We start from the raw sequence: 1,135 nt of genomic DNA, 5'->3' as shown, positions 1-1,135 counted from the left end.
TTTCTATTGAGTACGTTTACTAAAGTAGTACCGTCAACTTTTATTCTTCTCTATATAGTATTTTTCTTTTTCTATTTTTGGCTGTAGTTTCAATCCTCCAACTTACGTTTACTGTCTTCATTTATCTTTTTCCAGAATCAGGAACTAAACCATTAATTTATGAAAAAGTAATCACAAAAGAAGATGTTTTACATAAATAAGCTTACATAAAAAATCTTTCAAAAAAGATAGTAGTATCTTACTTTTTTTATTTTGGGCTATAATGAATCTTATATAGCTTTAACGTTTCATAAATAGAACTAAGAAAGTGAGAAGAACATGGAAAATAGTGTTTTTAAAAGAATTGCAAAAAGATACGATTCAGAAGAACGAATTGAATTGGCTAAAATTATCGTGAAGGAAGTAAGGAAAGAATTATCTAAAAGTGAATCAAAATCTTTAATAGACTATGGGAGCGGTACTGGCTTAGTTAGCTTAGAATTATCGGATGTAGTTGACTCTATTTTGTTGGTTGATTCGTCTGAACAAATGCTGGAGGTGGCGAAAGCTAAAATTTCTCACAAAGGACTTACGAGTTCTAAAGTACTTTGTTCAGATTTCACTCAAGAAACTCCTGAACTTAAGGCAGATATAATTTTAATGTCATTAGTCCTTCTTCATGTCCCAGATACTAAAAAAATCTTACAAGAATTATTTAATATTTTGAAGGATAACGGAAAGCTGATTATTGTCGATTTTGATAAAAATCATAGTATTAATCATCCGAAAGTTCACAACGGCTTTGCACATAACGAACTGACAAAAATATTAGATGAAATTGGGTTTAAATCAATAAAAATAAAGACCTTCCATCATGGTCATAAGATTTTTATGAATCAAGATGCCTCTATGTTTATGTCTAGCAGTATAAAATGATTCTTCAATATAGGCGTCTATAATTTCAGAGAATTTATGATTGGATGAAAGGCTTAACAATTTAGAGAATAAAAGCATTTTTAGGATTACGTTGTTTATAATAAAAGTTCCATTAGAGCTAATGTATGTACTAGTTCAATAAACCCTAAAAAGGATCTTCCACTGAAGGTTCTTTTTTACTTTTATTTAACACTCAGTATGTTAAATAAAAGCTTATATC

General features: G+C 29.1%; 1 protein-coding gene. It reads left to right on the top strand.

The features are described from left to right. Positions 1 to 318 precede the first annotated feature (318 nt). The gene (locus RB298_RS33345; RefSeq protein ID WP_486050611.1) at positions 319 to 915 is read left to right on the top strand and encodes a class I SAM-dependent methyltransferase; all 597 of its coding nucleotides are present in this window, start codon (positions 319 to 321) and stop codon (positions 913 to 915) included. Positions 916 to 1,135: the final 220 nt, after the last annotated feature.

Source organism: Priestia sp. BR_2 (assembly GCF_041954005.1).
Taxonomy (GTDB): Bacteria; Bacillota; Bacilli; order Paenibacillales; family Paenibacillaceae; genus Paenibacillus_AQ; species Paenibacillus_AQ lautus_A.
Note: the sequence above shows the minus strand (reverse complement) of the source record. Positions and strands in the feature narration are given on the sequence as shown.

Bases quoted from the DNA above. Each gene is read 5' to 3' on its own strand.
- RB298_RS33345 (WP_486050611.1), top strand. From the start codon at position 319: ATGGAAAATAGTGTTTTTAAAAGAATTGCAAAAAGATACGATTCAGAA.